We start from the raw sequence: 25733 nt of genomic DNA on the forward strand, positions 1-25733 counted from the left end.
CCCTGGGGTTCGGACCGCACAATTGATTCAGCAAGTTTAGCAGAACGGTTTTGGGAAAGCCGGCCAGAGAGGGTGAAAGCCCCGTAGGCGAAAGACGAGCTGACATGGCGGTATCCAGAGTACCACGAGACACGAGAAACCTTGTGGGAACGTGCGGGGACCACCCCGTAAGGCTAAATACTCCTTAGTGACCGATAGCGCATAGTACTGTGAAGGAAAGGTGAAAAGGACCCCGGGAGGGGAGTGAAAGAGAACCTGAAACCATATGTTTACAAGCTGTGGAAGCGCTTTATATGCGCAACCGCGTACTTTTTGTAGAACGGTCCGGCGAGTTACGCCGGCTGGCAAGGTTAAGCACTGAAGGTGCGGAGCCGAAGGGAAACCAAGTCTGAAGAGGGCGCCAAGTCAGCCGGAGTAGACCCGAAACCGGGTGATCTATCCATGTCCAGGTTGAAGTTGCCGTAAAAGGCAATGGAGGACCGAACCCACATCCGTTGAAAAGGGTGGGGATGAGGTGTGGATAGGGGAGAAATTCCAATCGAACCCGGAGATAGCTGGTTCTCCTCGAAATAGCTTTAGGGCTAGCCTCATATTCAAGTCTTGCGGAGGTAGAGCACTGAATTTCCTAGGGGGCGTCAAAGCTTACCAAAGAATATCAAACTCCGAATGCCGTGTAGATGATGTATGGGAGTCAGACTGTCCGAGATAAGTTGGGCAGTCAAAAGGGAAAGAGCCCAGACCTACAGCTAAGGCCCCAAAATGTGTGTTAAGTGGAAAAGGATGTGGGATTTCGAAGACAACTAGGATGTTGGCTCAGAAGCAGCCATCCATTAAAAGAGTGCGTAATAGCTCACTAGTCGAGAGGTCCTGCGCCGAAAATGTCCGGGGCTGAAACACACTGCCGAAGCTTGGGAATTGATGAATGTCAATTGGTAGAGGAGCATTCTTAACAGCGGCGAAGCTGTACCGTAAGGAGCAGTGGAGCGTTAAGAAGAGAGAATGCCGGAATGAGTAGCGAGAGGAAGGTGGGAATCCTTCCGGCCGAATATCTAAGGTTTCCAGAGTAAAGCTGATCTGCTCTGGGTAAGTCGGGGCCTAAGGCGAGGTCGAAAGACGTAGCCGATGGACAACAGGTTGAAATTCCTGTACTATGATATGACAGAACTGTGGGGACGCAGGGAGAGAGCACATCCCGGGGGTGGAATACCCGGGGCAAGCGGGGTAGGGGTATGCCAGGCAAATCCGGTATGCAACCCGAAGACGTGACGCGGAGCGAACTTATAGTAGCGAAGTGTGTGAGCTGACTGCCAAGAAAAGCCGCTATTGTTCATATCATACCCGTACCGTAAACCGACACAGGTGGATGAGGAGAGAATCCTAAGGCCGACGGGAGAAGCATTGTTAAGGAACTCGGCAAAATGACCCCGTAACTTCGGGAGAAGGGGTGCCCCAGAAATGGGGCCGCAGAGAATTGGCCCAAGCAACTGTTTAGCAAAAACACAGGTCTATGCAAAACCGAAAGGTGAGGTATATGGGCTGACGCCTGCCCGGTGCTGGAAGGTTAAGGGGAGAGGTTAGCGCAAGCGAAGCTTTGAACTTAAGCCCCAGTAAACGGCGGCCGTAACTATAACGGTCCTAAGGTAGCGAAATTCCTTGTCGGGTAAGTTCCGACCCGCACGAAAGGCGTAATGATTTGGGCACTGTCTCAACAATGCACCCGGTGAAATTGAAATACCAGTGAAGATGCTGGTTACCTGCGCCAGGACGGAAAGACCCCATGGAGCTTTACTCCAGCTTGATACTGGGATTCGGTATTGCATGTACAGGATAGGTGGGAGGCTAAGAACTTATGACGCCAGTCGTAAGGGAGCCGCTGTTGGGATACCACCCTTGCAGTACTGGGTTTCTAACCATCGGCCGTGATCCGGCCGGGGGACAATGTCAGGTGGGGAGTTTGACTGGGGCGGTCGCCTCCGAAAGGGTATCGGAGGCGCTCAAAGGTCTTCTCAGAATGGTTGGAAACCATTCGCAGAGTGCAAAGGCATAAGAAGGCTTGACTGCGACACCGACGGGTGGAGCAGGTACGAAAGTAGGACTTAGTGATCCGGTGGTATAAAGTGGGATTGCCATCGCTCAACGGATAAAAGCTACCCTGGGGATAACAGGCTTATCACTCCCAAGAGTTCACATCGACGGAGTGGTTTGGCACCTCGATGTCGGCTCATCGCATCCTGGGGCTGAAGTAGGTCCCAAGGGTTGGGCTGTTCGCCCATTAAAGCGGTACGCGAGCTGGGTTCAGAACGTCGTGAGACAGTTCGGTCCCTATCCGGCGTGGGCGTAGGATATTTGAGAGGAGCTGACCTTAGTACGAGAGGACCGGGTTGGACTGGCCGCTGGTGTATCTGTTGTCCTGCCAAGGGCACAGCAGAGTAGCCAAGCCGGGAAGGGATAAACGCTGAAGGCATCTAAGCGTGAAGCCCCCCTCAAGATGAGATATCCCATAACGTCAAGTTAGTAAGACCCCTTGAAGACGACGAGGTAGATAGGGCAGAGGTGGAAGTGCGGCAACGCATGGAGCTGACTGTTACTAATAGGTCGAGGGCATAACCAAGCAGGGTGATAGGAAATGGATGGAAGATTCTTTGTATGTGGTTTTGAAGGTATATATACAGACGGAATGAGGGAGACGGTACCAATTAGGTATCGTTTTTTTATGCATTTTTTCTCCAAATTGATAAACAATTCTGAAAACGGAGTGCAAAAGGGTCTGACCCCCTTGCACTTTATTGTCAGAATTTTGCAACTTGACATTATCGAGTATCGATATTATAATATAAATAGAAATATCGATACTCGATAATACGGGAGGAGGCGCTCTCATGAGAAATAGGAAAAGGGTTTTAAAGGGGTTTCATTACTGGGAATGTGATTCTTTTGGTGATTATTTGCACAATATGTCTGCGGAAGGATGGCATTTTGTGGAATGGAAGCTGGGATTGATTTTTGAGAGGGGAGAATCGAGGGATTACTATTATGATGTTGAGGCTTTTCCAAAAGGAAGTGAGATGGATACAAGGCCTGAACCGGACACGGAGGAATATGCGGAATATTGTGAAGCAGCAGGATGGAAGTTCATTGACAGCAAGCAGAGGTTTTGTGTGTTTCGGCGGGAACAAGAAGATGCACTGCCAATTGTAACACAAGAGGAACGTCTTCAAAATATAAAGAAAGCCGGATGGAGGAAATGGGTGTCAGATTCCATAGGTATGCTTTTTATCACAATTCTCATTTGGTTAGAGTTTTTAACAATCAATTTTGAAAGATGGATATTTTTTGACCTTATGCTCTTCTTAATACTTGCGGTTACTGTTGGAAGTATAACGAAGATTCTGGAATGTTTTGTCATGATACTGGAAGGACATAAGAAAAAGGCAGAGATTGCAGCAGGCAATATTCCCTATTATGGAGGTAAGTTTCAGGCGGCCGCACGTTTTTTTCGAAATTATATGTGGGTATTTGTAATAACAATTGCTTCTGTGATTGCATGTATTCAAAAATATTATTATTTAGCAGTGATTGTACTTGTGTTTGTTTCGATTATTTTTCTTATCACAGCCGTGATAGCTGTACGAAGGCCTTCCAGGGCTGATAACTGGATATTTCAGATAGGAGGAGCTCTTGGCCTGTTAATGGTGATAGTTCCTGTTATCGTACTTATAGCAATAACAGCAGGCGACCAACAGATAAATAATCTATCGATGCAGGAGATCCCCTTATTACAATCAGATTATAAAGAGACAGCAGGAAAAATTGATTTAACAGATGAGGGACATTTTCAGGGAGTTTTAGGTTCGATGTCCTATTTTCTGGTCCGCTATGACGAGACAACAAATTCCGTAGGGGACAGCAGCGACAGTTTATGGTACTACGTTTATGAGAGCAGCCACTCATGGATTTTGAATAAAATATGGAAACAGCACTTGGAAAAAGCAGATGGAGCGAGGGACTGTACACAGGAGTGGCGGGCAGAAGCTGCTGTATGCAGCGGGAGCCGGGGAACTATCTATACCGTGCTTTATCAGGAAAAGCTCCTGTATTTATATTCAAATGATCCACTTGATGAGGAACAAATCGATATAATCCGTACGAAACTGAAATTAGGAGAGATCATGTAAGTTGTATATAATAAATAGAAGGCAGGTATAATATGGCACGAGAACAATTTCAGACGTTGACAGAGCCGATGTATTATATTTTACTGGCCCTGCTGGAAGAATGCTGCGGCGTTGATATTATGGATAAAGTAGAAAAAATATCAAAAGGACGAGTGAAAGTAGGGCCGGGAACACTTTATGCTATGCTGTCGAAATTTGAGAAGAATAAAATCATAAGACTTACTGAAGAAGAGGGGCGCAGGAAATCGTATATCATAACAGAGCGCGGGATGAAAATGCTTAAGAAGGAATATGACCGCCTTAAGATAATGACCGGAGATGGAAGACGTTTAATGGAAAATATCTAAAAATCATTATTTTTTATACTTTAAATATTAAGAAGATTCTGAAAACGGAGTGCAGAAGGGTCAGACCCCTATGCACTCCATTTTCAGAAATAAATAATAATATCTGTAAATATACAGAAAAAATTAAGAAAAACTTAAACTATACAGCTTTTTTTATTTGTAATCTCTGTTATAATATAATCAAGAAAGAGTCTGTATGGTAATGTTCGTATTCAGATATAATCTCTGAAGGAGGTGAGATTTATGAAACGGAAGTGTAGAAGTGGATTGGCGCTTGCATTGGCTTTTGTTTTGACGGGGGCGGCGTGTATGTTGCCGGTGATTCCGGTTTCTGCAGAGACAGGAGCCGGTGTTGAAAGTAAGGACGTAAAGAAAATAGCTGTGAACGTTCAGACAACTGATAGTATTACATTAAAAGCAGAAGATAATTACGAATATGCCATAGAGACGGAAAAGGATAATGTGAAGACTTGGAAATGGGCGGAGGCCGGGCAGTATGACAGGACGAATAAGACTGTTATATTTAAAGGCCTTCAGGCAGAGACCCAGTATCGGTTTGGCTGCAGACTGGCAGGAAGTACCGAGGCAGTGAACCAGATTACAGTGCAGACATTAAAGAAGGCTGAGAATGTCCAGATACCGGAAAATCAGAATACACCGGCATCGAATGTACCGGACAACAGTCAGGAACAATCTGGAAATACGCAGGATCCTGTTCAGGTACCGGAAGAAAATATACCGAATGTACAAGATCCGATTGGTTCCGCCCAGACGCCGACAGGCGGGGAGAAGATTAAGGAAGAGGATAATAAGAATCAGTCAGACGAAGTTATCAGTCAGACAGATGGTCAGCCGGAAGGTAATGTCCCTGTAAATGATAATAATATGAAGGCACCAGACAAGCTGTCATCAAACCAAACGTTACCGAAACCGTCTGCTCCGGTTGTATCAGAAGTAAAGGATGTAGAAATCACACTGAAGCTGCCGGAAGATGCAGATACAAAGTATAATTATGAGTACAGTATCGATGGTATAAAATTCCAGAAAGATCCGGTATTTAAAGGCTTGACGGAGAATACGGAATATAAGTTTTACCTTCGGATTGCGGCAGGCACCTATGATAATAATGTTTATCCTGCAAGTGAAAACAGTGATCCTACTAACATGAAGACATTGAAGGCTGCACCTGAAAAGCCTCAATATCCGCCGAAATTGGCAGAAAAAACAGATACAGGAATTACCTTGAAGGCAGCGGACGGGGAAAAAGAGCCAGAAACTCTTGAATTTGGAAGGCTGACTTCTGCGACAGATATTGCATGGAATTCAACAGGAGTGTTTGATCAGCTTACACCGGGGACAGAGTATCAGTTTGTTACCAGACGCAAAGTTGATGAAAAGGAACAGATGCAGGGATTATCCAGTGATGTACTTAAGGTTACGACACTTCTAAGTGCGGCAGCGGCTCCGGCAGCTCCGGAATTACAGAAAAGGACAGATACATCCATTACCTTAAAAGCTATTGACCAGCAGCAGTATGCAATGCTGATGGCAGATGGCAGTGCAGTCTGGCAGGACAGTGCAGTGTTTGACGGATTAAAGCCGAATACAGCATATTCGTTTATTACACGGATGAAATATAATCCGGATATGGATATGGAAAGCGCAGCTAGTGCAGCAGCAGCCTTTAAGACGGTTATTCGTTTCGAAGGTGCAAAGATAACCGGTATTACTCCGGGTGGTTCATATGAGGAAGGAACAACACTCACATTTACGGCGGCCGGTGTCGGTATGGAGAATGCATCTCCTCTGGCCGGTGATACGAGATGGGCGCCGAAATCCTGGAGCTGGGATGGAAAATCTTTTAAGAACTGGGACAAGGAACCGTATTCATACACTTATAAGTATACAACACCTGGTAATTACAAGTTAAGAGTTGCTTTCCAGCTTGAAGAGTGGACCACAGGCGGCTGGGTATCTATGGGCGAGACGAATACGATCACTACAGAATTTAAGGTTATTGCAAAAAAGGTGATTTATACAATTACAGCAGAAGCAGGAGCAAATGGTAAGATTGAACCAAAAGGCAGTGTAGACGTGGAAAAAGGAAAAGACTGTGAGTTCAAATTTACTCCGGATAAAGGATACCGCGTGTCAAAGGTTACCGTAGACGGCAAGGCAGTTTCTGTAAGCAATAACCGTTATACGTTCTCAAATGTACAGGGTAATCATAAGATTTATGTAACCTTTGAGAAAGACAACCGTACACCTAAGACCGGTGATACAACACAGGTGGCATTGTTTGGCGGCCTTGTTACGATTTCAGCAGTATTGATCCTCATGCTTGTGTACAGAAAGAGAAAGCACTTATAATAAAGTAAAAATGATAATGGCTAGAAAATGAAATGCGGAAAATAATTCCAGAGTCACAAAGGGCATTATATATGGCTAAAACAATTTGTCATATATGATGCCCTTTTGAGCGGATATCATGCAGGATGTGAATTATTGGTTTAGTCTGCCCTTGCTGTGACATGTTTATATGGTTCAGGCTGCCTGTTGATAATTAGAAGGCTCAGCACCATCGCAAACAGCTGCGAGGCAGGGACGGAGATCCAGGTTCCGGAGATACCTGCCAGTTTGGGAAGAAAAAGCAGCAGTACAAATAGGAAGAATACTTCCCCATATATCAGTATATATGCCCACATATTTTTTCCGGTCGCATAAAAGTAAGCTGTCGTTATCCTTGAAATACTGACAAATAGATATCCGAGGAGAAAGACAGGCAGTATGCGGGCGGCATTTCCGGCAATCGTACCGGAAGCACCGAATAATTCCGCAACACTCCTTCCTGCAAAAAATAAGACAATAAAACTGAATAATGCTGTGAGTAACCCGAAACGATAAGCCATATTCCGGAATTGCTTTGTTTTTTGGACATTACCTTCCCCGTAGGAAAGGCTTAAGAGAGGCTGGCACCCGTCGCTGACTCCCTGTAGCAGTAATAGGACGATACAGGAAATATAGCTGACCGGTGCATAATATGTTACAGCCAGTGTCCCACCGGTTAGTGCGGCACTCTTATTGATCAGAATTAATGTAATATTAGGTGAAAAAGTAAGTCCAAACGGGGAGAGCCCAACCTTAAGTATGTTTTTTACGAATGAAACCTTGTGTCCCTGAAAATGGAACAGAGGGACCTCTTTTTTTATAAACAGGCAGATCAGACATACAAGGAAGGTAACTGCCTGACCGCAGACGGTAGCTGCTGCAGCCCCCGTCATTCCGAGAGGATATTTCCACACAAACAGATAGTCCAAAATGATATTAGTAAAAAAACCTGCAGTCATTGCAAGCATTGCAGCGATGGAACTGCCCATATTCCTTATGAATGGTACAATACCGGTGCCGAGTATCTGGAAAACTGCGCCATAGGTAATATATAGAACATATTCTTCAGCAAGCACCTGAATATCACCCGAAGCGCCGAAAAACTGTAAGATGGCCGGGGCGGCAGGCAGATATATCAGTGTCAGAATTATGGATGACAGGACAAGCATGATCAGTGACATGCCGAAATACTGTCTGCCCCGGGTATGGTCATTAGTTCCGAGGCTTATAGCATATTCAACTGCGCCGCCCATTCCAAGCCCGGTGCCGGCGGCCTGCAAAAAAGCAGTGAGAGGGTAGGCGACATTGATAGCGGCAAGAGCACTGTCCCCCAGTGCGTTTCCAACGAAAAAGCCATCTGCAATTGCGTATACCCCAGAAAGTGCAAATGCAAACATAGACGGAATAACGCAGCGGAAAAATTCTTTACGTAGGTTCATCAGTATCAGCCTCCTTGAATAATTTGTTATAAAGGGCAGTAATTTCTATCAGGGCACGGGATTTTTCCTGGCCGAGTGAGTTCCAGACAGCACACTCATGTGCCTGCAGTTCATTGACTGCAATCTGGACAAATTCATTACCCGCATCTGTCAGGAGGATATCCTTATGGCGGCGGTCCTCTTCAGAAGGCACAAGTGTGACCCAGGAACGTTCCATGAAATGCTTCAGGATGGTATTGACAGTCTGCTTGGGGAGTACCCAATCCCGGCAGATGTCTTTCTGTTTACAGATTCCTTCCGATTCGGAGAGTGAGAGTATGACCAGAAGTTCATAGTAAGACAGGCCATGCCGTTTTGCCCAGTCTTCATACAGGCTTGTCGTTTCACGCCATAGTGTGGTATATAATTTGATTTGTTCTAAAGATGTCTTCATAAGAAGTCCTCCATAAATAATAGTCTGTTTACGGACTAATATTAGCACAGAGATTTACAAGATGTCAATAGAAAAGAAAAATCCGCCGTTTGTAAAAAAATAGAGCCTTGGTCAGGCCCTATTCCGTTCCCCCGTAAGTTGGATTTGTATCTCTACATATCGTTCCTTTCCGATTGGCAGCTGTGTACCATCTGTCAGTGTTGCCTTATACCGCCGTATAGACTGGATATACCTCAGGTTGGCCAGATAACTGCGGTGGATATGCAGAAACTGGGGATGTTCCATATTTTTAAGAGATGTCCGTGCAACAAATGCCCCACTTTCTGTATAAATGGTGCATAATTTATCGTTCGATTTGATATACAAAATTTCTGCAGGGAACAGAAAACGGACATTCCCATCCAGATCCTTTATCCGGATCTTTGTAAGATCACCTTCTGTCAGTTCTTCAATATGCATACGGTCGAAGAACAAAGCCTGCGGTGTATTGGCGTGAGCAGCCTCGAACGCACTGGACAGGAATGTTGCATCAGCTGCGTGGGTGGCATGAGCGTGAATCAGCTTCAGAAAATCCTTGTGCTGGTTCCATACAAAAGTAAAGTGCATTTTCACGGCCAGAAGAGAACTGTCTGGCATTGATGCAGAAGCAGTGAATCTGCCATAAGTGATCCAGATATGGCGTTCATGGATCAGTATGCTGTATTCCTCATGTGAAATTTCAATGGCCGAGAGGGCACATTCTGATTCCACCTGCTTTAAAAATTCCTGGATTCCTTTCGTATACTGTACATTGTAATCCCCGATCCAGACAAAGTCCTCATCTAAAAGGTCGATAAATTCCGGTATCCGGCGGCTTACGAGTGCGTACGACAGTTCACGTGACTTATCGAGTACTTCCTGCTCTGTAAAATGATGATATTTCATAGCGGTTTCCTCCTTTTTGCTTATAATATAGTTTATATTATACAGTATTTTCAGGTAATATGTAAATACATGTCAAAAATTTCAGTTAGTTTATATGGATAAATGTCGGCTTTAAAGAAATATAAAGTGAAATGTTTAAATCCCGTTTAGGCGAAAGAATCAAATTAATTGTTTGCAAACTGTGTGAAGAATGTTAAACTGTTTTTTTTACAAGAGAGGTGCTAATATAACAGTAAATAAAAGTATAAGGAAGGGATCAGATAATGGAATTTATTTTAGAAAATGAAGAGTTAACCGTTAAGATTCAGTCATTGGGTGGAGCGCTTTCGTCTATAAAGACGAAGGATGGACTGGAATACCTGTGGCAGGGGGACAGAAACTATTGGAGTGGGCAGGCGCCTGTCTTATTCCCGATATGTGGGAGTTTAAGGAATGATTCTGCAAGGATAGGTAAGAATCAGATAACAAAGATGCCAAGACATGGGATTGTCAGAAAGAGAGAATTTATCTGTGAGAAGAAGGAAAAAGACAGTGTTTTGTTCAGTATTGAAAGCGATGAAGAGATGCTGCAGCAGTATCCCTATCATTTTAAGCTTGGAATCCGATATACATTGTTGAAAAACAGAGTGATAACAGAATATTGTGTGGAAAATAAAGGGACCGAAGTCATGCCGTTCTTTATCGGCGGACATCCGGGATTTAACTGCCCTCTCTGTCCGGGGGAAAACTATGATGATTACCGTCTTGTTTTTTCAGAGGAGGAGACGTGCAGTGTGCCGTATCCTGTAACGGAGACAGGTCTGATTGATATGGGGCGCAGGGCCGGTTTTCTGAATCACCAGCAGGAACTGCAGTTAAACCATGATCTGTTTTCACGGGATGCAGTGATTCTGGATGAACTGAAGTCCAGAAATGTAAAGCTTTGCTCAAAAAAGCATGAAAAAGGGGTGGAGCTGGCATTTGCTGATTTTCCATATCTCGTATTATGGTCCACGGCAAATAAGGGGCCGTTCGTGGCACTGGAACCCTGGACAGGGCTCTCTACCTGTAGTGATGAAGGTGACGTGTTTGAAGAAAAAAGAAACGTTCAGTTGGTTGAGGCGGGCAAATGTAAGGCGTATAAGTTTGATATCAAAATTTTCTGAAGTCCATCTGTAAATTTCATGGAAAAGGTACATAATAAAGAAAAAAGTGAAGGATGAAAATTACGTTTCCTTCACCGGAAAGGTATGGACCTGAATATGAAGTTTGACGCAGTTTATTTTGAACCCGGCAGTTTAACATATCCTCTGGGGAAACAATTGAAGGAACAATTTGCAGCTCTGCCGTGGATTCCGATAGAGAGCCATAATTCCATAAAAGAAATGCAGGAGAAACCGAATTCTGAGTTTGGGCGTATGAAGCGGAATCTGATTATCGGAACCCGGAAAACGCATAAATATGTGGAGAACCATAAGGTGTCGGATTATCTGGTACCTTATACCTCCTCCGGCTGCACCGCCATGTGCCTGTACTGCTATTTAGTTTGCAATTATAACAAATGTGCGTATCTGCGTCTGTTCGTTAACAGGGAACAGATGATGGACCGCCTGGTCAGGCAGGGGAAAAAGAGTGAAAGAGAACTGACATTTGAAATTGGCAGTAACAGCGACCTTGTTTTGGAAAATACAATTACAGATAACCTGTTGTATACAATACCAAGATTTGCGGAAGAAGGGACCGGGAAGATTACGTTTCCGACAAAATTCCATATGGTAGAGCCGCTGCTTGGCCTTTCACACAGGGGGAAGGTAATCTTCCGCATGAGTGTAAATCCGCAGCCGGTTATCGAACGGATTGAGCTGGGTACTTCGAATCTGAGGCAACGGATAGATGCCGTAAACGAGATGTGTGAGGCAGGCTATCCCTGCGGACTACTGATTGCACCGGTTATATTGATGGATGGCTGGAAGACGATGTATACAGGACTACTTGAAGAACTAAAAAGCGGACTTAGCAGTAAAGTAAAGAAACAAATGTTTCTGGAAATTATTCTGATGACTTACTCATATGTCCACCGTGCCATCAATGGTGATGCATTTCCCGGAGCGGTCGATTTATATGATAAAGAATTGATGACCGGCCGGGGAAGAGGGCGCTATTGTTACAGAAATGAGGCAAGAGAGGAGGCGGAGCTTTTTCTCAGATCTGAAATCAGGCGGATACTGGGGGATGTACAGATCCTTTATATAAGTTAGCTAAGGACATTCTGTATCAGTTCAGTTTCCGGAATCCAAGAGGCGTCATTCCCGCCATTTTCCGGAAGATGGAGATGAAGTGACTCGAATCGGTAAAACCTACATTTTGTGCAATATCCTGAACTTCCATGCGCGGGTTTGTGAGAAGGAGTTCTTTCGCTTTGTTGATCCTGTAAATGGTAAGGTATTCATAAGTAGAACATCCAAGAAATCGTTGGAACAGCCGGGACAGATACTGCGGGGTGACGTAAACCCTGCGGCTGAGCTCCTGCACGGTGAGTTCAGTGGGATAGTTTGTTTCAATATCCTGTATTGCAGGGGCGACATACCTTTGATATAGAGGGTCGTCCATTAAGCTGCGGGTATAGACGCCGTCTGCAAAATACATCAGCAGGCGGTAACAGTCCGATGACAGGGCTATGACATCCAGCGGCGGATTTTCATATTTTTTTACAACATCAGAGATCAGGGCCTCAATCTGTGCGCCCTGTTCTTTTTCTATGAAGATATATTGCCTGTTTCCAAGCAGTCTGGAGATGCTGCTCTCAATTGTACCCGTAAAAGTAGCAAATAAAGTATGCCATTCATTCGTTTCTTTTGCATAGGAATGGCGGATAAAAGGCGCAATTAAGACACCTTCTCCTTCATGAAGAAAAAACTTTTTGCCCTGGATGAAGATTCTCCCGGTGCCTTTTTCGGACTGGAGGTAATGGTAAAGGGGGTATCCTTTTGGACGGGAGGTACTTTCCTGCACCCAGTGGCTGCCTACCGAGTCAAAAGTAAATGGTTCCGTGACCGGGATGTTTCTAAAATAGATTGCCATGATTATCTCCTGTTTCGATATCTTATATTATTTAGCTTAACATATTACACAATACTTTGTCTATCCATAATATAATCGCATTAGATTGATAAGATTTATAAGGAGATGGATGGTATGGAGAACAAGTTTAAAAGAATTTTATATGGCGGGGACTACAATCCGAATCAATGGCCAAAAGATGTTTGGGATGAGGATATGAGGATATTTAAAGATGCACGCATTAACAGTGCAACAATTAATGTATTTTCCTGGGCCAGGATTCAGCCGGCAGAAGAAGTTTATGATTTTCAGGAACTGGATGGAATTGTTGAAATGCTGGGCAGGGAGAACTATGATATTGTGCTTGCGACGTCGACGGCGGCTCTGCCGGCCTGGATGGTAAAGCGGTATCCAGAAGTAGCAAGGACGGACTATGAAGGCCGTCACCATAAGTTTGGCCAGCGGCATAATGCGTGTCCGAATTCACCTGTTTACCAAAAATATGCAAAAGCACTTGCAGCAGAGCTGGCAAAACGGTACGGAAGCAATAAGCATATTGCATGCTGGCATATTAACAATGAGTACGGCGGGGAGTGCTACTGCGAAAAATGCGAAAAAGCGTTCCGTGTCTGGCTGAGGAAAAAGTATCAGACGCTGGAAGCGCTGAATAAAGCGTGGAATCTCGAATTCTGGGGGCATACCATATATGACTGGGATGAAGTTGTACTGCCGAATGCACTGAGTGAAGGTCTGGAGAATGATAAGACAGCATTTGCTGGTATTTCGATTGATTACCGCAGATTCAATTCTGACAGCCTTCTTGGCAATTATGTTATGGAGCGCGATGCAGTCCGTGAGTATGACAAAGAGACACCGATTACGACAAACCTGATGGGAACATTTAAGGGGCTCGATTATTTTAAATGGGCAAAAGAGATGGATATTGTATCCTTGGATAATTATCCGAGTTATGATACACCGTGGAGCCAGACGGCGATGCGCCACGATTTAATGCGTGGATTAAAAGACCAGCCATTTATGCTGATGGAACAGACACCCAGCCAGCAGAACTGGCAGCCGTATAATTCACTGAAAAAACCGGGGCAGATGCGTGCCCAGAGCTATCAGACGATAGCGCATGGTGCCGATACAATTCAATTTTTCCAGCTCCGCCGTAGTGTGGGAGGCTGTGAAAAATTCCACGGTGCAGTGATCGCACATGTAGGAAATGAAGATACAAGGGTATTCCGGGAAGTGAAACAGCTTGGAACGGAACTGGAAAAACTGGCGGACACAACACTTGGAGCGGTCAATGAGGCAGAGGTCGGGATCATTTTTGACTGGGATAATTACTGGGCTCTTGAATATACAAGCGGTCCTACGGTGGATCTTAAGTATGTCGAACAGATTCATCAATATTACAAGTATTTCTATGAACATAATATCGCGGTAAATATGATTCCTTATGACGCAGATTTCAGTAAATACAAAGTAGTGGTGGCGCCTGTACTCTATATGGTGAAAGAGGGGATGCAGGAAGCTCTGGAAGCTTTTGTGGAAAAAGGCGGGATACTTGTTACGACATACATGAGTGGTATTGTGGACCAGTCTGACAATGTTCATCTGGGTGGCTATCCGGGACCTCTGGGCAGGCTGGCAGGCATCTGGGTTGAGGAAATTGACGCCTTGGCGCCGGAGCAGACAAATTCAGTGGTCTTCAATGATGGAGAGGAGGCTGCAGGCAGGCTGGTCTGCGATATCATCCATTTGAGGGGCGCAGAATCTGTCGGAAATTACGGATCTGATTTTTATGCAGGAAGCCCGACTGTTACAAGAAATCAGTATGGAAATGGAATCGTATATTACATAGGAACCAATATGAATGAAGACGGCCTTGGAAAAGTGATGGGGATGGCAGCAGGTGATGCAAAGGTGAAGCCTGCTGTTGAAATCGAAACCGGACTGGAAATCACATGCAGGAAGAAGGATGGACATAAGTATTACTTTGTAATCAACTTCAAAGATGATGAAATAGAAATGCCCGATTGTTTTGCAGGATGCAAAGACATGCTGTCAGGGGAAACAATTCGCGGGGGTGAGATACTTTCCAAATATGATGTGAAAATGATTTGCGTTGAGGAAAGGGTATAAGGAATAACAGAATATATATTTAACAGTCGAGGGGATACAGCTATGGGCTTAGCATAGGGTCGATGCTCCTTGATGAACATGAGCCGCTGGTACATAGTACCCTTGCCACAGGTGGCTTTTAATGAACTGATGCGGTTACTGTCACACCAGAAGGATGTGCACAGTAACCGGGAATACAGGTTTACGAGTGGATATTGTAATTTAAGGTTGTATTGGAGATGGAAAAGGGATAAAATTTAAGGAGAAGGTAGATTTTTCTATAGAGGAATTGTGGATTGTAATTAGGAGAATTGCAGTTGACCAGATACTAATTATGTGGTGCGAACCAGAAGTGAACATAAAAACACTGGGGGATTCGCACCAGAAAAAATGCACAAATTGAGTGTGCCTGTAAATAAAATGAAGAGAAAATGAGCGTAAAGTAGATAAGTTAATCAGATGTTTAGGTGAAAATGACTAAATATTTGGAGAAAAAATTGTCTATTTTGCTGTCGTTCCCCTTGTGGGGACGTGGATTGAAACGTTGAAAAGAATTGTCATGAATGTTTACAGGGAACGTCGTTCCCCTTGTGGGGACGTGGATTGAAACTTCCCACCCAAATAGTGGTATTCCGTCTTTATCCGTCGTTCCCCTTGTGGGGACGTGGATTGAAACCCGCCTATTGTTATTTGGTCCCATCTCCCATATAGGTCGTTCCCCTTGTGGGGACGTGGATTGAAACTGCTCTATCCGGTCAGATACTTCGTTCGCACGATCGTCGTTCCCCTTGTGGGGACGTGGATTGAAACGGCCAGTCCACCATAGTGATCCTGACTGTCTATCTGTCGTTCCCCTTGTGGGGACGTGGATTGAAACACCCAAAAACATCACAATGTCAGAGTAGCGGGTATGTCGTTCCCCTTGTGGGGACGTGGATTGAAACTTCGATAGTCTCATAAGCCGACCAAAACCAGTCATGTCGTTCCCCTTGTGGGGACGTGGATTGAAACAACCGTCAGTCTCATGGGTGTAAAGGTACGAAACGTCGTTCCCCTTGTGGGGACGTGGATTGAAACAGAAAGCCATGAAATATGTAAGAAAAGAATATAGTCGTTCCCCTCGCGGGGACGTGGATTGAAACCTGTATTCAGGCTCCGTTATGTCTTTAGAGCCGTCGGTCGTTCCCCTCGCGGGGACGTGGATTGAAACTTGTTTTTGCCGAACATATACATATATCCAAGAATGTCGTTCCCCTTGTGGGGACATGGATTGAAACATGGTTGGGTCATGTGTTATAGCCATAATCTTTATGTCGTTCCCCTCGCGGGGACGTGGATTGAAACTATAATGTACTTACAGGCGCTGGCACGCCGAGTACGGTCGTTCCCCTCGTGGGGACGTGGATCGAATTTAGATGGAGGTGCCTTATGAACCGTTTATTTTTCAGCTTAACAATAGTTTCACTGTTAGTTTTAATGATTTCTGGTATTGCTTTTTTAATAACGGGGATATATCATCCAATTGCCGGATTGAGTCTGCTTTTGTATATGGTGTCTTTTGCCGCGTATCAAAAGACTAGAAAATAAGCAAGATTCTCCAGTATTGTGGCCTATAGTTAATAACATGAAAATATGGAGGAACAATGAACTATAAGATAAGGAAAATGAGAAAAGATGAGTATCAGTATCTTGATGATTTTCTATACGAAGCAATTTTCCAGAGAGAGGGAGATGATCCGGCTCCCAGAGAAATAATTCTTAATCCAGAACTACAGGTCTATATTAAAGATTTTGGCATGCTGCCGGATGATTACTGCCTGTGTGCTGAAGTTGATAACAGGTTAGTCGGTGCTGTGTGGGTAAGAAACATTGCCGGGTATGGCAGTGTCGATGATGGGACGCCTGAATTTGCCATTTCTCTATATAAAGAATATCGTGGGTATGGTATCGGGAGTGAGTTGATGCGTCAAATGCTGCAACTATTGGGGAGCAAAGGCTATAGAAAAGTTTCTCTTGCGGTGCAGAGGGACAATTATGCTTTGAGTATGTATAAAAAGGCCGGTTTTCAGATCATTGATGAAAATGCGGAGGAATTTATAATGGAATATAATTTCGTATGAGTTAAAGGTGGGACGACTGAATTATATCAGTCGTTTTACTTTATACGGAATAATTAAATCATCGGCTCTATGCTACAAAGATATCAGTGGGGGAAGTAACAAAATGATAATGTGGGTCAGTATCAAGATATGGTACTGATCTATTTTTATGCTTATTATTTTATAGGAGAGCACACCATATGAAATAATAAGCCCTCCGTGTGGAATGCTCCCTTCGGCGTAAGTGGTAGATGTTACGATGCGGCTGATGCAGAAAACTTTCCTGATATGGTTATAAGGTTATTATAAACTATTATATAAAGTGCAAATATAACAAAATTCTAATTATAAAACTGTTATATTTGACGAAAATATGAATTAAGTACAACACTTTTACTTAATTCATTGACAAAACAAAAATGCGAATGTATGATGAGATTAACTCGAAGAAGGCCTTTAAAAAATTTGTGGTGAAAGTGAGATGGTAGAGATTTGAAAGTATTATTAGCAGGAGAAAGTTGGGTAACCAGAGGGGAGAATGCAGTTGGACTGGATGTTATCGGCATGGGCTCTTACACGGAAGCGGCAGGAAGTTTCATGGAGAAGATCAGTGGACACGGGATTGAGTTTACATATATACCAGGGCAGCGTGTTTCAGTAGACTTTCCAATGACAGAGGAAGAGATGAAAGAATATCAGGTTATCATCATCAGTGATATCGGCAGTAATTCCATCCTGCTGCATCCTAAAGTACAGAACAATTGCGAGAGAATTCCAAACAGGTTAAAAGAGTTAGCCAAATATGTGGAACATGGCGGCGGACTGCTTATGTGTGGCGGTTACATGGGTTTTTCCGGATTTATGGGGAAAGCGAGATTTGGAATCACACCGTTGGCCGGGGTACTTCCGGTAACATTATTAAACTATGATGACCGCATCGAAGAACCATCGGGCGTCATTCCCCAGATCCATGTGAAGGATCACCCTATTTTACAAGGCGTTGAAGAAAACTGGCCATATTTCCTTGGATATAACTGTTTGAAAGCCAAAGAAGGGGCAGTGGAGATTGCCAGTGTAAACGAGACGGACGCATTTATTACGGTATGGGATTACGGGAGCGGGCGCTGCGGGGTCTTTGCCAGTGATATAGCACCACACTGGGCGCCGCCGGCATTTTTAGACTGGAAATCTTATGGTTTATTCTTTGCAAACTACTTAAGATGGCTGGGACACGGAGGATTATAAAATTGGGATATGATAAAAGTTATGCAAAATATATGGATCATACAGTATTAAAAGCAGATACAACGAAAGAGACATTAAAGCGGTTCTGCGATGAAGCGAAGGAGTATGGGTTTGCCAGTGTCTGTGTGAATCCTGCAAATGTTCCATTTGTAGCAGAACAACTGAAAGGCAGCAAGGTAGCAGTATGCAGCGTGATCGGTTTTCCTTTGGGGGCGTGTACGACATTTATCAAGGCATTGGAGGCTCTGGAAGCTGTTAAGAACGGAGCAGGGGAAGTGGATATGGTTATTAACATCGGAGCTCTTAAAGATAAGGATTACGATTATGTAAAGAAAGATATCGAGGCGGTCGTAAATGCCGCACATCCTCAGGCGGAGGTAAAGGTTATCATTGAGACATGTTTCCTGACGGATGAAGAGAAGGTAACAGCCTGTAAGCTGGCGAAAGATGCCGGGGCAGATTTTGTGAAGACATCTACCGGGTTTGGAAGTGGTGGTGCAACAGCAGCGGATGTGCGTTTGATGAAAGAAACTGTTGGAGAGATGAAAGTGAAGGCATCCACAGGAATTAATAACCGTAAGGTATGTGATGAAATGCTTGAGGCAGGCGCATGCAGGATGGGGACAAGTAAAGGTATTTTTATTGTTAAGGATGAGGAGCCGGACTTGTAAGCGAAAGCCTCACCCGCTTAGATGAATGAGAAGTTACAATCAGATAATATTATGGAGGATTTAGATATGAGAAAGAAAATAAAGAAGTTAGTAGGAGTTGTACTTGCAGCAGCATTAGTATTGGGAATGACAGGATGCAGCATGGACAGCGGGACTGCGAAGAGTGAAGATAAAAAGACAGAGAGCAAGGGAGAGGAGAAAGCGAAAAAAATCGGATTGTCCCTCTGGGCATATGACAGTCAGTACTGGACAGAAGTAAGAGACGGAGCACAGGAGAAGTGTGATGAACTGGGATACGAACTGGTCATTGCCGATCCGAACAATGTACCTTCCCAACAGGTTTCTGACATTGAGAATTTTATTACGATGGGAGTCGATGCGATCATCGTGGCAGCAATTGATCCACAGTCGGTATCAGGTGTTTTAAAAGAAGCAAGGGAAGCGGGGATTAAAGTAGTTGCACAGTCCATCGAAGTGAATGAGGATGAGTGTGACGTATACTCATCAGCGGACGAATACCAGATGGGTGAGATGACCGGAGAAGGTGCAGGAAAATGGATCGTTGAGAAGTTTGGCGATGACGCGGTTGAATGTGCAGTGCTGAACTATGATTCTAACCCGTCCTGCATCCCGAGAGGAAATGGCATGGAAGAGGGGATTACAAAAGCGGCTCCGAATGCAAAGGTTGTGGCGAGGCAGGATGCCAGCACAATCTCAGACGGGCAGTCTGTGACAGACTCTCTTCTGCAGGCAAATCCGAATCTCAAAGTCATTGTATGCCAGAACGATGCAATTGCGCTGGGGGCATGTTCAGCAGTGCAGGCAGCAGGAAAAGATACGGATGATTTTTATATCGGCGGGATTGACAATACAGACGAGGGCAGACAGGCTATCGCAAAGGGCGGGGCATACCGTGCAACTCTGGATATCATCGCAAGAGAAAACGGATATCAGGATGTGGAAATCTGTGAAAAATTATTAGGCGGAGAAGAAATGGACTGGCGGTATGTGATCGAACCTAAATTAGTTACCTACGATGATGTGAAGGATGAAAGCAAATAGTAAGAGGTGGCAGGATGCAGGATAATTTACTGGTAATGAAAGATATCGTGAAGACTTACAGCGGGACTGTAGCACTGAACCATATGCAGCTTACTGTAAGAAGAGGCACGGTGCACGCTTTACTGGGAGAAAATGGTGCAGGAAAGTCCACTCTGATTAAAACGCTGGCTGGGGCGATACGCCCCGACAGCGGAACGATCGAGTATGAAGGACAGACATATCAGGGATTTGAGCCAAAACAGGCATTGGAATTAGGAATTGGTGTGGTATATCAGGAATTTAATCTGGTGCCGTATCTGACAGTAGCTGATAATATGTTTCTGGGAAATGAGCCTGTAAAAGGTATCCATTTAAACAGAAAGCAATATTACAAAAAAGCACAGGAAATATTCGGGATGCTGGGTGTTGATGTGGATGTAAAAGCCCAGATAAAGAACCTGCCGGTTGCATATCAGCAAATGGCGGAGATTGCAAAGACTGCTTCGAAACAGGTAAAACTGCTGATTTTGGATGAGCCCACTGCTGCACTTTCCGACTCAGAGGTGAATGCATTGTTTCAGCTGATTCGCAGACTGAAGGCACAGGGGGTTTCTATTATTTACATTTCGCATAGGATGGAAGAACTTGATGAGATAGCAGATGACGTGACGATTCTGCGGGATGGAGAGTATGTAGAGACGCTTCCAATCGGTTCCTGCACAAGAGAGCAGCTCATCGCGAAGATGGTTGGAAGAGAACTGGGCAAACAGTTTCCGCCGGGACATTTTGGAACCGATAAAGTGGTATTGAAAGTGGAGAACCTGAGAAATGACTATGTAAAGGATGTCAGTTTTGAACTCCATGAAGGCGAAATTCTGGGATTTGGAGGTCTGGTAGGGGCCGGAAGGACAGAGGTTGCCAGAGCTATTTTCGGAGCGGATTATGCTGCCGGAAAGATTGAAGTTATGGGAAAAGAGGTTATCATTCGAAGTCCGAGGGAAGCAATCCATAATGGAATTGCATTTATAACGGAAAACAGAAAAACAGAAGGACTGATCTTAAAAAGGAGCATCAGGGAAAACATTACGATTAGTTCTCTTGATAAAATGATCCGACACAAACCAACGATTAATAAAAAAGAAGAGAAAAAAATTACACAGCAGTATGCAGACAAGCTGAAAACAAAATGTGCCGGGCTTGAATATCTGGTATCAAGCCTTTCAGGAGGTAATCAGCAGAAAGTAGTACTTGCGAAATGGCTTCTGACGGAATCAAAGATTATTATTTTCGACGAGCCGACCCGGGGGATTGACATCGGGGTAAAGCAGGAAATTTATCAGATTATGAAGGATTTAGCAAAACAGGGAATCAGCATCATCATGATTTCTTCAGAAATGCCGGAGCTGATTGGTGTTTCTGACCGGATTATTATTATGAGGCATGGGAAGATAGCTGGAGAAGTGAACAGTGAAGACTGCACACAGGAACAGATATTAGATATTGCATTACATGAGGATTAAGGCGAAAGGAGCTTTTATGAAAAGGAGAAAAGGCGAGGTGTTCCAGAAATATGGAACTGCTGTAATCTTGGCATTACTATTTGTATTCTTTGCATTAAGAACAGAAACATTTTTATCTGTCAGCAATATATGGAACATGCTTAGACAGACGGCTGTCACAGGAATAATTTCACTGGGGATGACGATGGCTATGCTGACAGGAGGTATCGATTTATCAGTTAGTGCCGTCGTTGCAATATCATCAGTGACATGCAGTATGTGCATGGTAAACATGAAACTGAATATGTGGGTTGCGATTTTGATTGCGCTGCTTGCAGGACTTGCGGCAGGTTTTGTCAACGGGCTGTTCATTACATATATTAAAATCCCGCCGCTGATTGCTACACTTGGCACGCAGACTGCAATCAGGGGACTTGCTTATATTATGACGGGCGGATATACCGTTTATGGTTTCCCAAAAGCTTTTGATTTCATAGGAAAGGGATATATTGCCGGGATTCCGGTACCAGTCATCATACTTGTCATTGTCCTGATTATAGGCTGGTATGTGATCAATAAGACGAAATTTGGCCGCTATCTGTATGCAATAGGCGGAAACAGTGAGGCTTCGAGGCTTTCCGGAATCAATGTGAACCGCCGCCTTGTGATGACATACGCCATCTCAGGAGGTCTGGCGGCCCTTGCAGGAATCATTGAGCTCTCAAGGCTGAGTTCGGGCCAGCCGAATGCGGGTGAGGGTTATGAAATGTCCGCTATTACCGCAGTTGTATTGGGTGGAATCAGTGTATCGGGAGGAGAAGGGAAGTTCAGCGGAGTTGTTTTCGGTATCCTGATTATGGGGATTTTGTCGAGTGGTCTGATTATGATGAACGTTTCCACTTACTATCAGCAGTTGATTAAGGGGCTGGTCTTATTGTTTGCGGTAAGCATCGACCAGATTTTAAAACTGAATCTGCTGTCCAAAAGCAGCCGTGTCCGTTCATAGGCGGAGAAAGGAGTAATATATGTTGTCGGAAAGACTTCAAAAGATAAAAGACAGAGTTTTTGATGTGGAATTCCATGAACCAAATACGTGGTATTTTGCAGATGTGAATATTCTAAATGATGAGAATAAGAATGAACCTTTGGTAGTCAGAAAAGGACTGTCTTCCAAATTTCTCGGGGAATCGCTCCCAGTCGTGATTAAGCCGGACGAACTGATTGTGGGTAATCCAAATATGAACAGTGTCGGATTTGGTTCTGTCGTACCGCAATATGCAACTCCGAAGGAGGAAGCATATGGCGCAAAATATAAACTGAATGAAAAGTCAGTTTGGGGGCATCATCCGCCATATTGGGAAAAAGTCCTGAACATCGGGTTTAAGGGAATCATCGCAGAGATCGGGGATGCCATTGAAAAGCAATATGATACAGGGCATCCTGATATGAAAGCAATTGCTGAATACAGGGCGATGCTCGCGGGGATTGAAGGAGTACTGATTTTTGCCGAAAGACATGCGCAGGAGGCCCTGAAAATGAGTGCGGCGGAAGAAAATGCTGACAGACGCAGGGAACTGTTCCAGATTTATAAAAACTGCAGCAGAGTTCCATACTTTCCGGCGGAGACCCTCTGGGAGGCATTACAGGCTTACTGGTTTACATATTGTCTGGTGAACAGCGGCGGTGAGTTTGTACCTCTCGGACGTGTAGACCAGAATGTATATCCTTTCTACAAAATGGATATAGAATCCGGGAGGATTACAAAAGAAGAAGCGAGAGATTTATTAGGTTCTTTCCTTGCAAAATGTAATGAAAGAGTCTGCACAGATACAAAAAAATGTGAGAATCACTACGATTTTGGCGTGTTTTCACAGGGGGTCCCGCCAAAGTTCGCGAATGATATGGAAGAGACAGGGGGACATGAAAGTGGAAGCTATGACAGCCGGAGCCTGATGTGGAAGGATGAGGATGATCCATACAGTGAGAATAATTTCAACTTTGGGCAGTCAGCCAATGACTGGCTGATGAACATGGTTATCGGGGGTCTGAGGCCGGATGGGGAGGACGGGACAAACGAAGTGTCCTATGAGCTATTGAATCTGCGTTTTGAAATGGATTTTGTCATGCCGACCTTATCTGCAAGAGTATCCCGTAAGACACCGGAAAGTTTTTGGAGGGCATTATCAGAATGTCTGAAACATAGTCAGGGAGAACCGGCTATTTATAACGATGACCTGATTATACCCGGGTTTGTTGAAATTGGTGTTCCTTTGGAAGACGCCAGAAATTACACAAACGATGGGTGCTGGGAATGCCTGATTCCGGGAAAGAGCCATTTCAGTTATGCGCATGTTCAGAATCTTCGCTGTCTGGAGTGGGTGCTGACAAGAGGGAAGACTCTTTTAACAGGGGAACAGGAAGGGATCGATACAGGGGAACTGTCTCAATATGAAGATTTTGAGGACTTTTATCAGGCATATTGTAAACAAGTAAACTCACAGATCGACATGCAGGTGGAAAAGAGACTGGAAAATCTGGGCTTATCCTGTGCAATTGCGCCAGACCCGCTTATGTCATCCATGTTTGAAAATTGTATTGAAAAAGGGCGAGATCTGACAGACAGGGCGATCGTCCCGTACACCTTCCATCTTGTCCTGATTACAGGGCTTTCGGATACGGTAGATTCCCTGACGGCTATTAAAAAACTGGTATTTGAAGACCATGAGGCGACCCTGGAGGATTTCCGGGATGCGGTGATGCATGACTGGGACGGGTACGGAGAACTTCTTCACAAAGTAAGGACCCAGTGCCCGAAATATGGAAATGACGATGACTATGCAGACGAGATTCTGCTGCGGGTTATCCGGGATTTTGAGGACCATGTTTCCGGCTGGAGGGAAAGGCAGGACGAAATCATGGTTCCGTGTGGAATCGGCACATTTGAAAATTATGCGGCCCTTGGCTGGAACTTAAGTGCAAGTCCAGATGGCAGGAAGGCAAGGGAGGCTCTGGCGCCGAACTACGCCCCGACGCCCGGAATGGACATTCAGGGACCTACGGCAGTAATCAAAAGTGCTACCAAACCGGAACTATTGAAATATTACTGTGGCTGTCCGCTGGATATTTCTCTGAATGCCAGTGACTTTATGGGGGACGTGGGCACCATGCGTATGACAGGAATCCTGAAATCGTTCTGTGAGCTGGGCGGCTGTATTGCAACGATTACCACCTGCGATATTGAGGAATTGAAGGATGCAAGGCTCCATCCGGAAAACCACAAAAACCTGATGGTAAGAATGGGCGGGCTGTCTGCATACTTTATAGCGATGTCACCGGCGCAGCAGGAAAATATCATACAGAGATTTTCAAAAGGGGCTTTGATAAAGTGAGTAAGATATGTATATCCAATATTCAAAAATTCTGTGTCTATGACGGACCCGGGATACGGACTGTAGTATTCTTCATGGGGTGCCCCCTGCGGTGCAAATGGTGCCAGAATCCGGAAAATTTTTATCATGATCCGGTCGTTATGTTTGACGAATTAAAGTGTACCGGATGCGGGATCTGTATTGAGCGGTGCAGGAACCATGCAATAAGCAGAGGCACATCAGGTGGTATCCTGCTGGACCGCAGGCTCTGTACATCGTGCGGGGAATGTGTCCTGCATTGCCGGCAGCAGGCGCGGGAAGTGTGTGGTAAAATCATGTCTTTGGAAGAAGTATATGAGGAAGTCATGAAAGATGAAGTGTTTTTTAGAAACACTGGCGGTGGTATTACATTAAGCGGCGGGGAGTGTACCCTGTTTCCGGAGTATGTGTCTGTGCTTCTGAGTAAGGTAAAGATGAGGGGCATTCATACGGCAGTCGAGACATGCGGGTTCTGTGAACTGGAAGCATTGGAGGAGATAGAACCATATGTAGATTTATTTTTATATGATATAAAGCTGATTACACCTGATCTGCATAAGAAGTGGACCGGGCAGGACAATGGTAAAATCAGGGCAAATCTGGAGCATTTGTTAGGGAACGGCCGGGAAATTGTAATAAGGATTCCTCTGGTTGCAGGAGTAAATGACGGAGATGAATTCAGGGAGATTCTGGATTATCTGAAAGGACTCCGGGAGATCAGAAATATTCACATTCTTCCGTTCCACCAGCTTGGATCATCAAAATACAGATTATCCGGGCAGGACTATGAGATGGAAGAATGGGGGGAATGCCCGGTTAAGATTGTTGACCAATGCGCTCTGATGGCTGAGAATGAAGGATTCAAAGTAAATGTGGGAGGCTGGAACTTGTAAATA

The 25733-nt window shown here is 44.6% G+C and carries 18 protein-coding genes, 1 rRNA gene and 1 CRISPR repeat array; of the genes, 15 read left to right on the forward strand and 4 right to left on the reverse strand.

Translation table 11 applies throughout. From position 1 onward, the window contains the following. The 4 genes from DWX43_RS00005 to DWX43_RS00025 form a co-directional block, all read left to right on the forward strand. Window positions 1-2611: ribosomal RNA gene (locus DWX43_RS00005) — 23S ribosomal RNA — on the forward strand; the annotation flags it as partial. Window positions 2612-2879: 268 nt separating this feature from the next. Then, complete coding sequence (locus DWX43_RS00015; protein WP_118617986.1) at window positions 2880-4175, forward strand: DUF2812 domain-containing protein; 1296 nt, start codon at window positions 2880-2882, stop codon at window positions 4173-4175. Window positions 4176-4207: 32 nt separating this feature from the next. Beyond that, window positions 4208-4522 (forward strand): helix-turn-helix transcriptional regulator, encoded by a 315-nt coding sequence (locus DWX43_RS00020; RefSeq protein ID WP_118617988.1) that lies wholly within the window; start codon window positions 4208-4210, stop codon window positions 4520-4522. Between the two features lie 243 nt (window positions 4523-4765). Continuing rightward, entirely contained in the window at window positions 4766-6892 is a 2127-nt protein-coding gene (locus DWX43_RS00025) for an LPXTG cell wall anchor domain-containing protein (RefSeq protein ID WP_118617990.1), read from the forward strand. Window positions 6893-7032: 140 nt separating this feature from the next. On the opposite strand, the gene DWX43_RS00030 is transcribed toward DWX43_RS00025, so the two are convergent. The 3 genes from DWX43_RS00030 to DWX43_RS00040 form a co-directional block, all read right to left on the reverse strand. After that, a complete protein-coding gene (locus DWX43_RS00030) occupies window positions 7033-8349 on the reverse strand; it encodes an MATE family efflux transporter (RefSeq protein ID WP_118617992.1) in 1317 nt (438 codons plus the stop codon). Further along, a complete protein-coding gene (locus DWX43_RS00035) occupies window positions 8336-8782 on the reverse strand; it encodes a MarR family winged helix-turn-helix transcriptional regulator (protein WP_118617994.1) in 447 nt (148 codons plus the stop codon). Before DWX43_RS00035 ends, DWX43_RS00030 begins: the two co-directional genes overlap by 14 nt. Before the next feature lie 111 nt (window positions 8783-8893). Next, window positions 8894-9706, reverse strand: a complete 813-nt coding sequence (locus DWX43_RS00040) for a LytTR family DNA-binding domain-containing protein (RefSeq protein WP_118617996.1) — start codon at window positions 9704-9706, stop codon at window positions 8894-8896. A 263-nt stretch (window positions 9707-9969) separates the two neighbouring features. Between DWX43_RS00040 and DWX43_RS00045 the strand changes: the two genes are divergently transcribed. Both DWX43_RS00045 and DWX43_RS00050 read left to right on the forward strand, forming a co-directional pair. After that, window positions 9970-10851 (forward strand): aldose 1-epimerase family protein, encoded by an 882-nt coding sequence (locus DWX43_RS00045; RefSeq protein ID WP_118617998.1) that lies wholly within the window; start codon window positions 9970-9972, stop codon window positions 10849-10851. Window positions 10852-10947: 96 nt separating this feature from the next. Further along, window positions 10948-11943, forward strand: coding sequence for a spore photoproduct lyase family protein (locus tag DWX43_RS00050; protein ID WP_118618488.1), 996 nt, complete (start codon window positions 10948-10950; stop codon window positions 11941-11943). 16 nt (window positions 11944-11959) lie between these two features. Here DWX43_RS00050 and DWX43_RS00055 read toward each other — a convergent pair whose 3' ends face one another. Next, window positions 11960-12766 (reverse strand): AraC family transcriptional regulator, encoded by an 807-nt coding sequence (locus DWX43_RS00055; RefSeq protein WP_109732914.1) that lies wholly within the window; start codon window positions 12764-12766, stop codon window positions 11960-11962. Window positions 12767-12880: 114 nt separating this feature from the next. On the opposite strand from DWX43_RS00055, the gene DWX43_RS00060 reads away from it, so the two are divergent. The 9 genes from DWX43_RS00060 to DWX43_RS00100 all read left to right on the forward strand — a co-directional run bounded on the left by DWX43_RS00060 (window position 12881) and on the right by DWX43_RS00100 (window position 25730). Then, window positions 12881-14896 (forward strand): beta-galactosidase, encoded by a 2016-nt coding sequence (locus DWX43_RS00060; protein ID WP_118618000.1) that lies wholly within the window; start codon window positions 12881-12883, stop codon window positions 14894-14896. Between the two features lie 490 nt (window positions 14897-15386). Further along, window positions 15387-16287: a CRISPR direct-repeat array (repeat unit 18 nt; unit sequence GGGGACGTGGATTGAAAC). Between the two features lie 231 nt (window positions 16288-16518). Beyond that, window positions 16519-16995: a GNAT family N-acetyltransferase gene (locus tag DWX43_RS00065; protein WP_118618002.1), complete on the forward strand. Its 477-nt coding sequence runs from the start codon at window positions 16519-16521 to the stop codon at window positions 16993-16995. A gap of 471 nt (window positions 16996-17466) precedes the next feature. Next, a complete protein-coding gene (locus tag DWX43_RS00070; RefSeq protein WP_118618004.1) occupies window positions 17467-18219 on the forward strand; it encodes a glutamine amidotransferase in 753 nt (250 codons plus the stop codon). A gap of 32 nt (window positions 18220-18251) precedes the next feature. Continuing rightward, entirely contained in the window at window positions 18252-18890 is a 639-nt protein-coding gene (deoC, locus tag DWX43_RS00075; RefSeq protein ID WP_243099231.1) for a deoxyribose-phosphate aldolase, read from the forward strand. Between the two features lie 66 nt (window positions 18891-18956). After that, complete coding sequence (locus DWX43_RS00080; RefSeq protein ID WP_182440577.1) at window positions 18957-19952, forward strand: sugar ABC transporter substrate-binding protein; 996 nt, start codon at window positions 18957-18959, stop codon at window positions 19950-19952. Between the two features lie 14 nt (window positions 19953-19966). Further along, complete coding sequence (locus DWX43_RS00085) at window positions 19967-21451, forward strand: sugar ABC transporter ATP-binding protein (RefSeq protein WP_118618010.1); 1485 nt, start codon at window positions 19967-19969, stop codon at window positions 21449-21451. A gap of 16 nt (window positions 21452-21467) precedes the next feature. Continuing rightward, window positions 21468-22436 carry an ABC transporter permease gene (locus tag DWX43_RS00090; RefSeq protein WP_118618012.1) on the forward strand — a complete coding sequence of 323 codons (969 nt, stop codon included), beginning with the start codon at window positions 21468-21470 and terminating at the stop codon, window positions 22434-22436. Window positions 22437-22455: 19 nt separating this feature from the next. Beyond that, entirely contained in the window at window positions 22456-24819 is a 2364-nt protein-coding gene (locus DWX43_RS00095; protein WP_118618014.1) for a pyruvate formate lyase family protein, read from the forward strand. Further along, the gene (locus DWX43_RS00100; RefSeq protein ID WP_118618016.1) at window positions 24816-25730 is read left to right on the forward strand and encodes a glycyl-radical enzyme activating protein; all 915 of its coding nucleotides are present in this window, start codon (window positions 24816-24818) and stop codon (window positions 25728-25730) included. The genes DWX43_RS00095 and DWX43_RS00100 overlap by 4 nt, the downstream gene beginning before the upstream one ends. The last annotated feature ends 3 nt before the right edge of the window (window positions 25731-25733 follow it).

This window comes from Clostridium sp. AF19-22AC (assembly GCF_003479085.1).
GTDB lineage: Bacteria > Bacillota > Clostridia > Lachnospirales > Lachnospiraceae > Faecalicatena_A > Faecalicatena_A orotica.

What these genes read in the sequence shown, in the direction of transcription:
- DWX43_RS00015 (WP_118617986.1), top strand. Translation starts at nt 2,880, where the DNA reads ATGAGAAATAGGAAAAGGGTTTTAAAGGGGTTTCATTACTGGGAATGT.
- DWX43_RS00020 (WP_118617988.1), top strand. Translation starts at nt 4,208, where the DNA reads ATGGCACGAGAACAATTTCAGACGTTGACAGAGCCGATGTATTATATT.
- DWX43_RS00025 (WP_118617990.1), top strand. Translation starts at nt 4,766, where the DNA reads ATGAAACGGAAGTGTAGAAGTGGATTGGCGCTTGCATTGGCTTTTGTT.
- DWX43_RS00030 (WP_118617992.1), bottom strand. Translation starts at nt 8,349, where the DNA reads ATGAACCTACGTAAAGAATTTTTCCGCTGCGTTATTCCGTCTATGTTT.
- DWX43_RS00035 (WP_118617994.1), bottom strand. Translation starts at nt 8,782, where the DNA reads ATGAAGACATCTTTAGAACAAATCAAATTATATACCACACTATGGCGT.
- DWX43_RS00040 (WP_118617996.1), bottom strand. Translation starts at nt 9,706, where the DNA reads ATGAAATATCATCATTTTACAGAGCAGGAAGTACTCGATAAGTCACGT.
- DWX43_RS00045 (WP_118617998.1), top strand. Translation starts at nt 9,970, where the DNA reads ATGGAATTTATTTTAGAAAATGAAGAGTTAACCGTTAAGATTCAGTCA.
- DWX43_RS00050 (WP_118618488.1), top strand. Translation starts at nt 10,948, where the DNA reads ATGAAGTTTGACGCAGTTTATTTTGAACCCGGCAGTTTAACATATCCT.
- DWX43_RS00055 (WP_109732914.1), bottom strand. Translation starts at nt 12,766, where the DNA reads ATGGCAATCTATTTTAGAAACATCCCGGTCACGGAACCATTTACTTTT.
- DWX43_RS00060 (WP_118618000.1), top strand. Translation starts at nt 12,881, where the DNA reads ATGGAGAACAAGTTTAAAAGAATTTTATATGGCGGGGACTACAATCCG.
- DWX43_RS00065 (WP_118618002.1), top strand. Translation starts at nt 16,519, where the DNA reads ATGAACTATAAGATAAGGAAAATGAGAAAAGATGAGTATCAGTATCTT.
- deoC (WP_243099231.1), top strand. Translation starts at nt 18,252, where the DNA reads ATGGATCATACAGTATTAAAAGCAGATACAACGAAAGAGACATTAAAG.
- DWX43_RS00080 (WP_182440577.1), top strand. Translation starts at nt 18,957, where the DNA reads ATGAGAAAGAAAATAAAGAAGTTAGTAGGAGTTGTACTTGCAGCAGCA.
- DWX43_RS00085 (WP_118618010.1), top strand. Translation starts at nt 19,967, where the DNA reads ATGCAGGATAATTTACTGGTAATGAAAGATATCGTGAAGACTTACAGC.
- DWX43_RS00090 (WP_118618012.1), top strand. Translation starts at nt 21,468, where the DNA reads ATGAAAAGGAGAAAAGGCGAGGTGTTCCAGAAATATGGAACTGCTGTA.
- DWX43_RS00095 (WP_118618014.1), top strand. Translation starts at nt 22,456, where the DNA reads ATGTTGTCGGAAAGACTTCAAAAGATAAAAGACAGAGTTTTTGATGTG.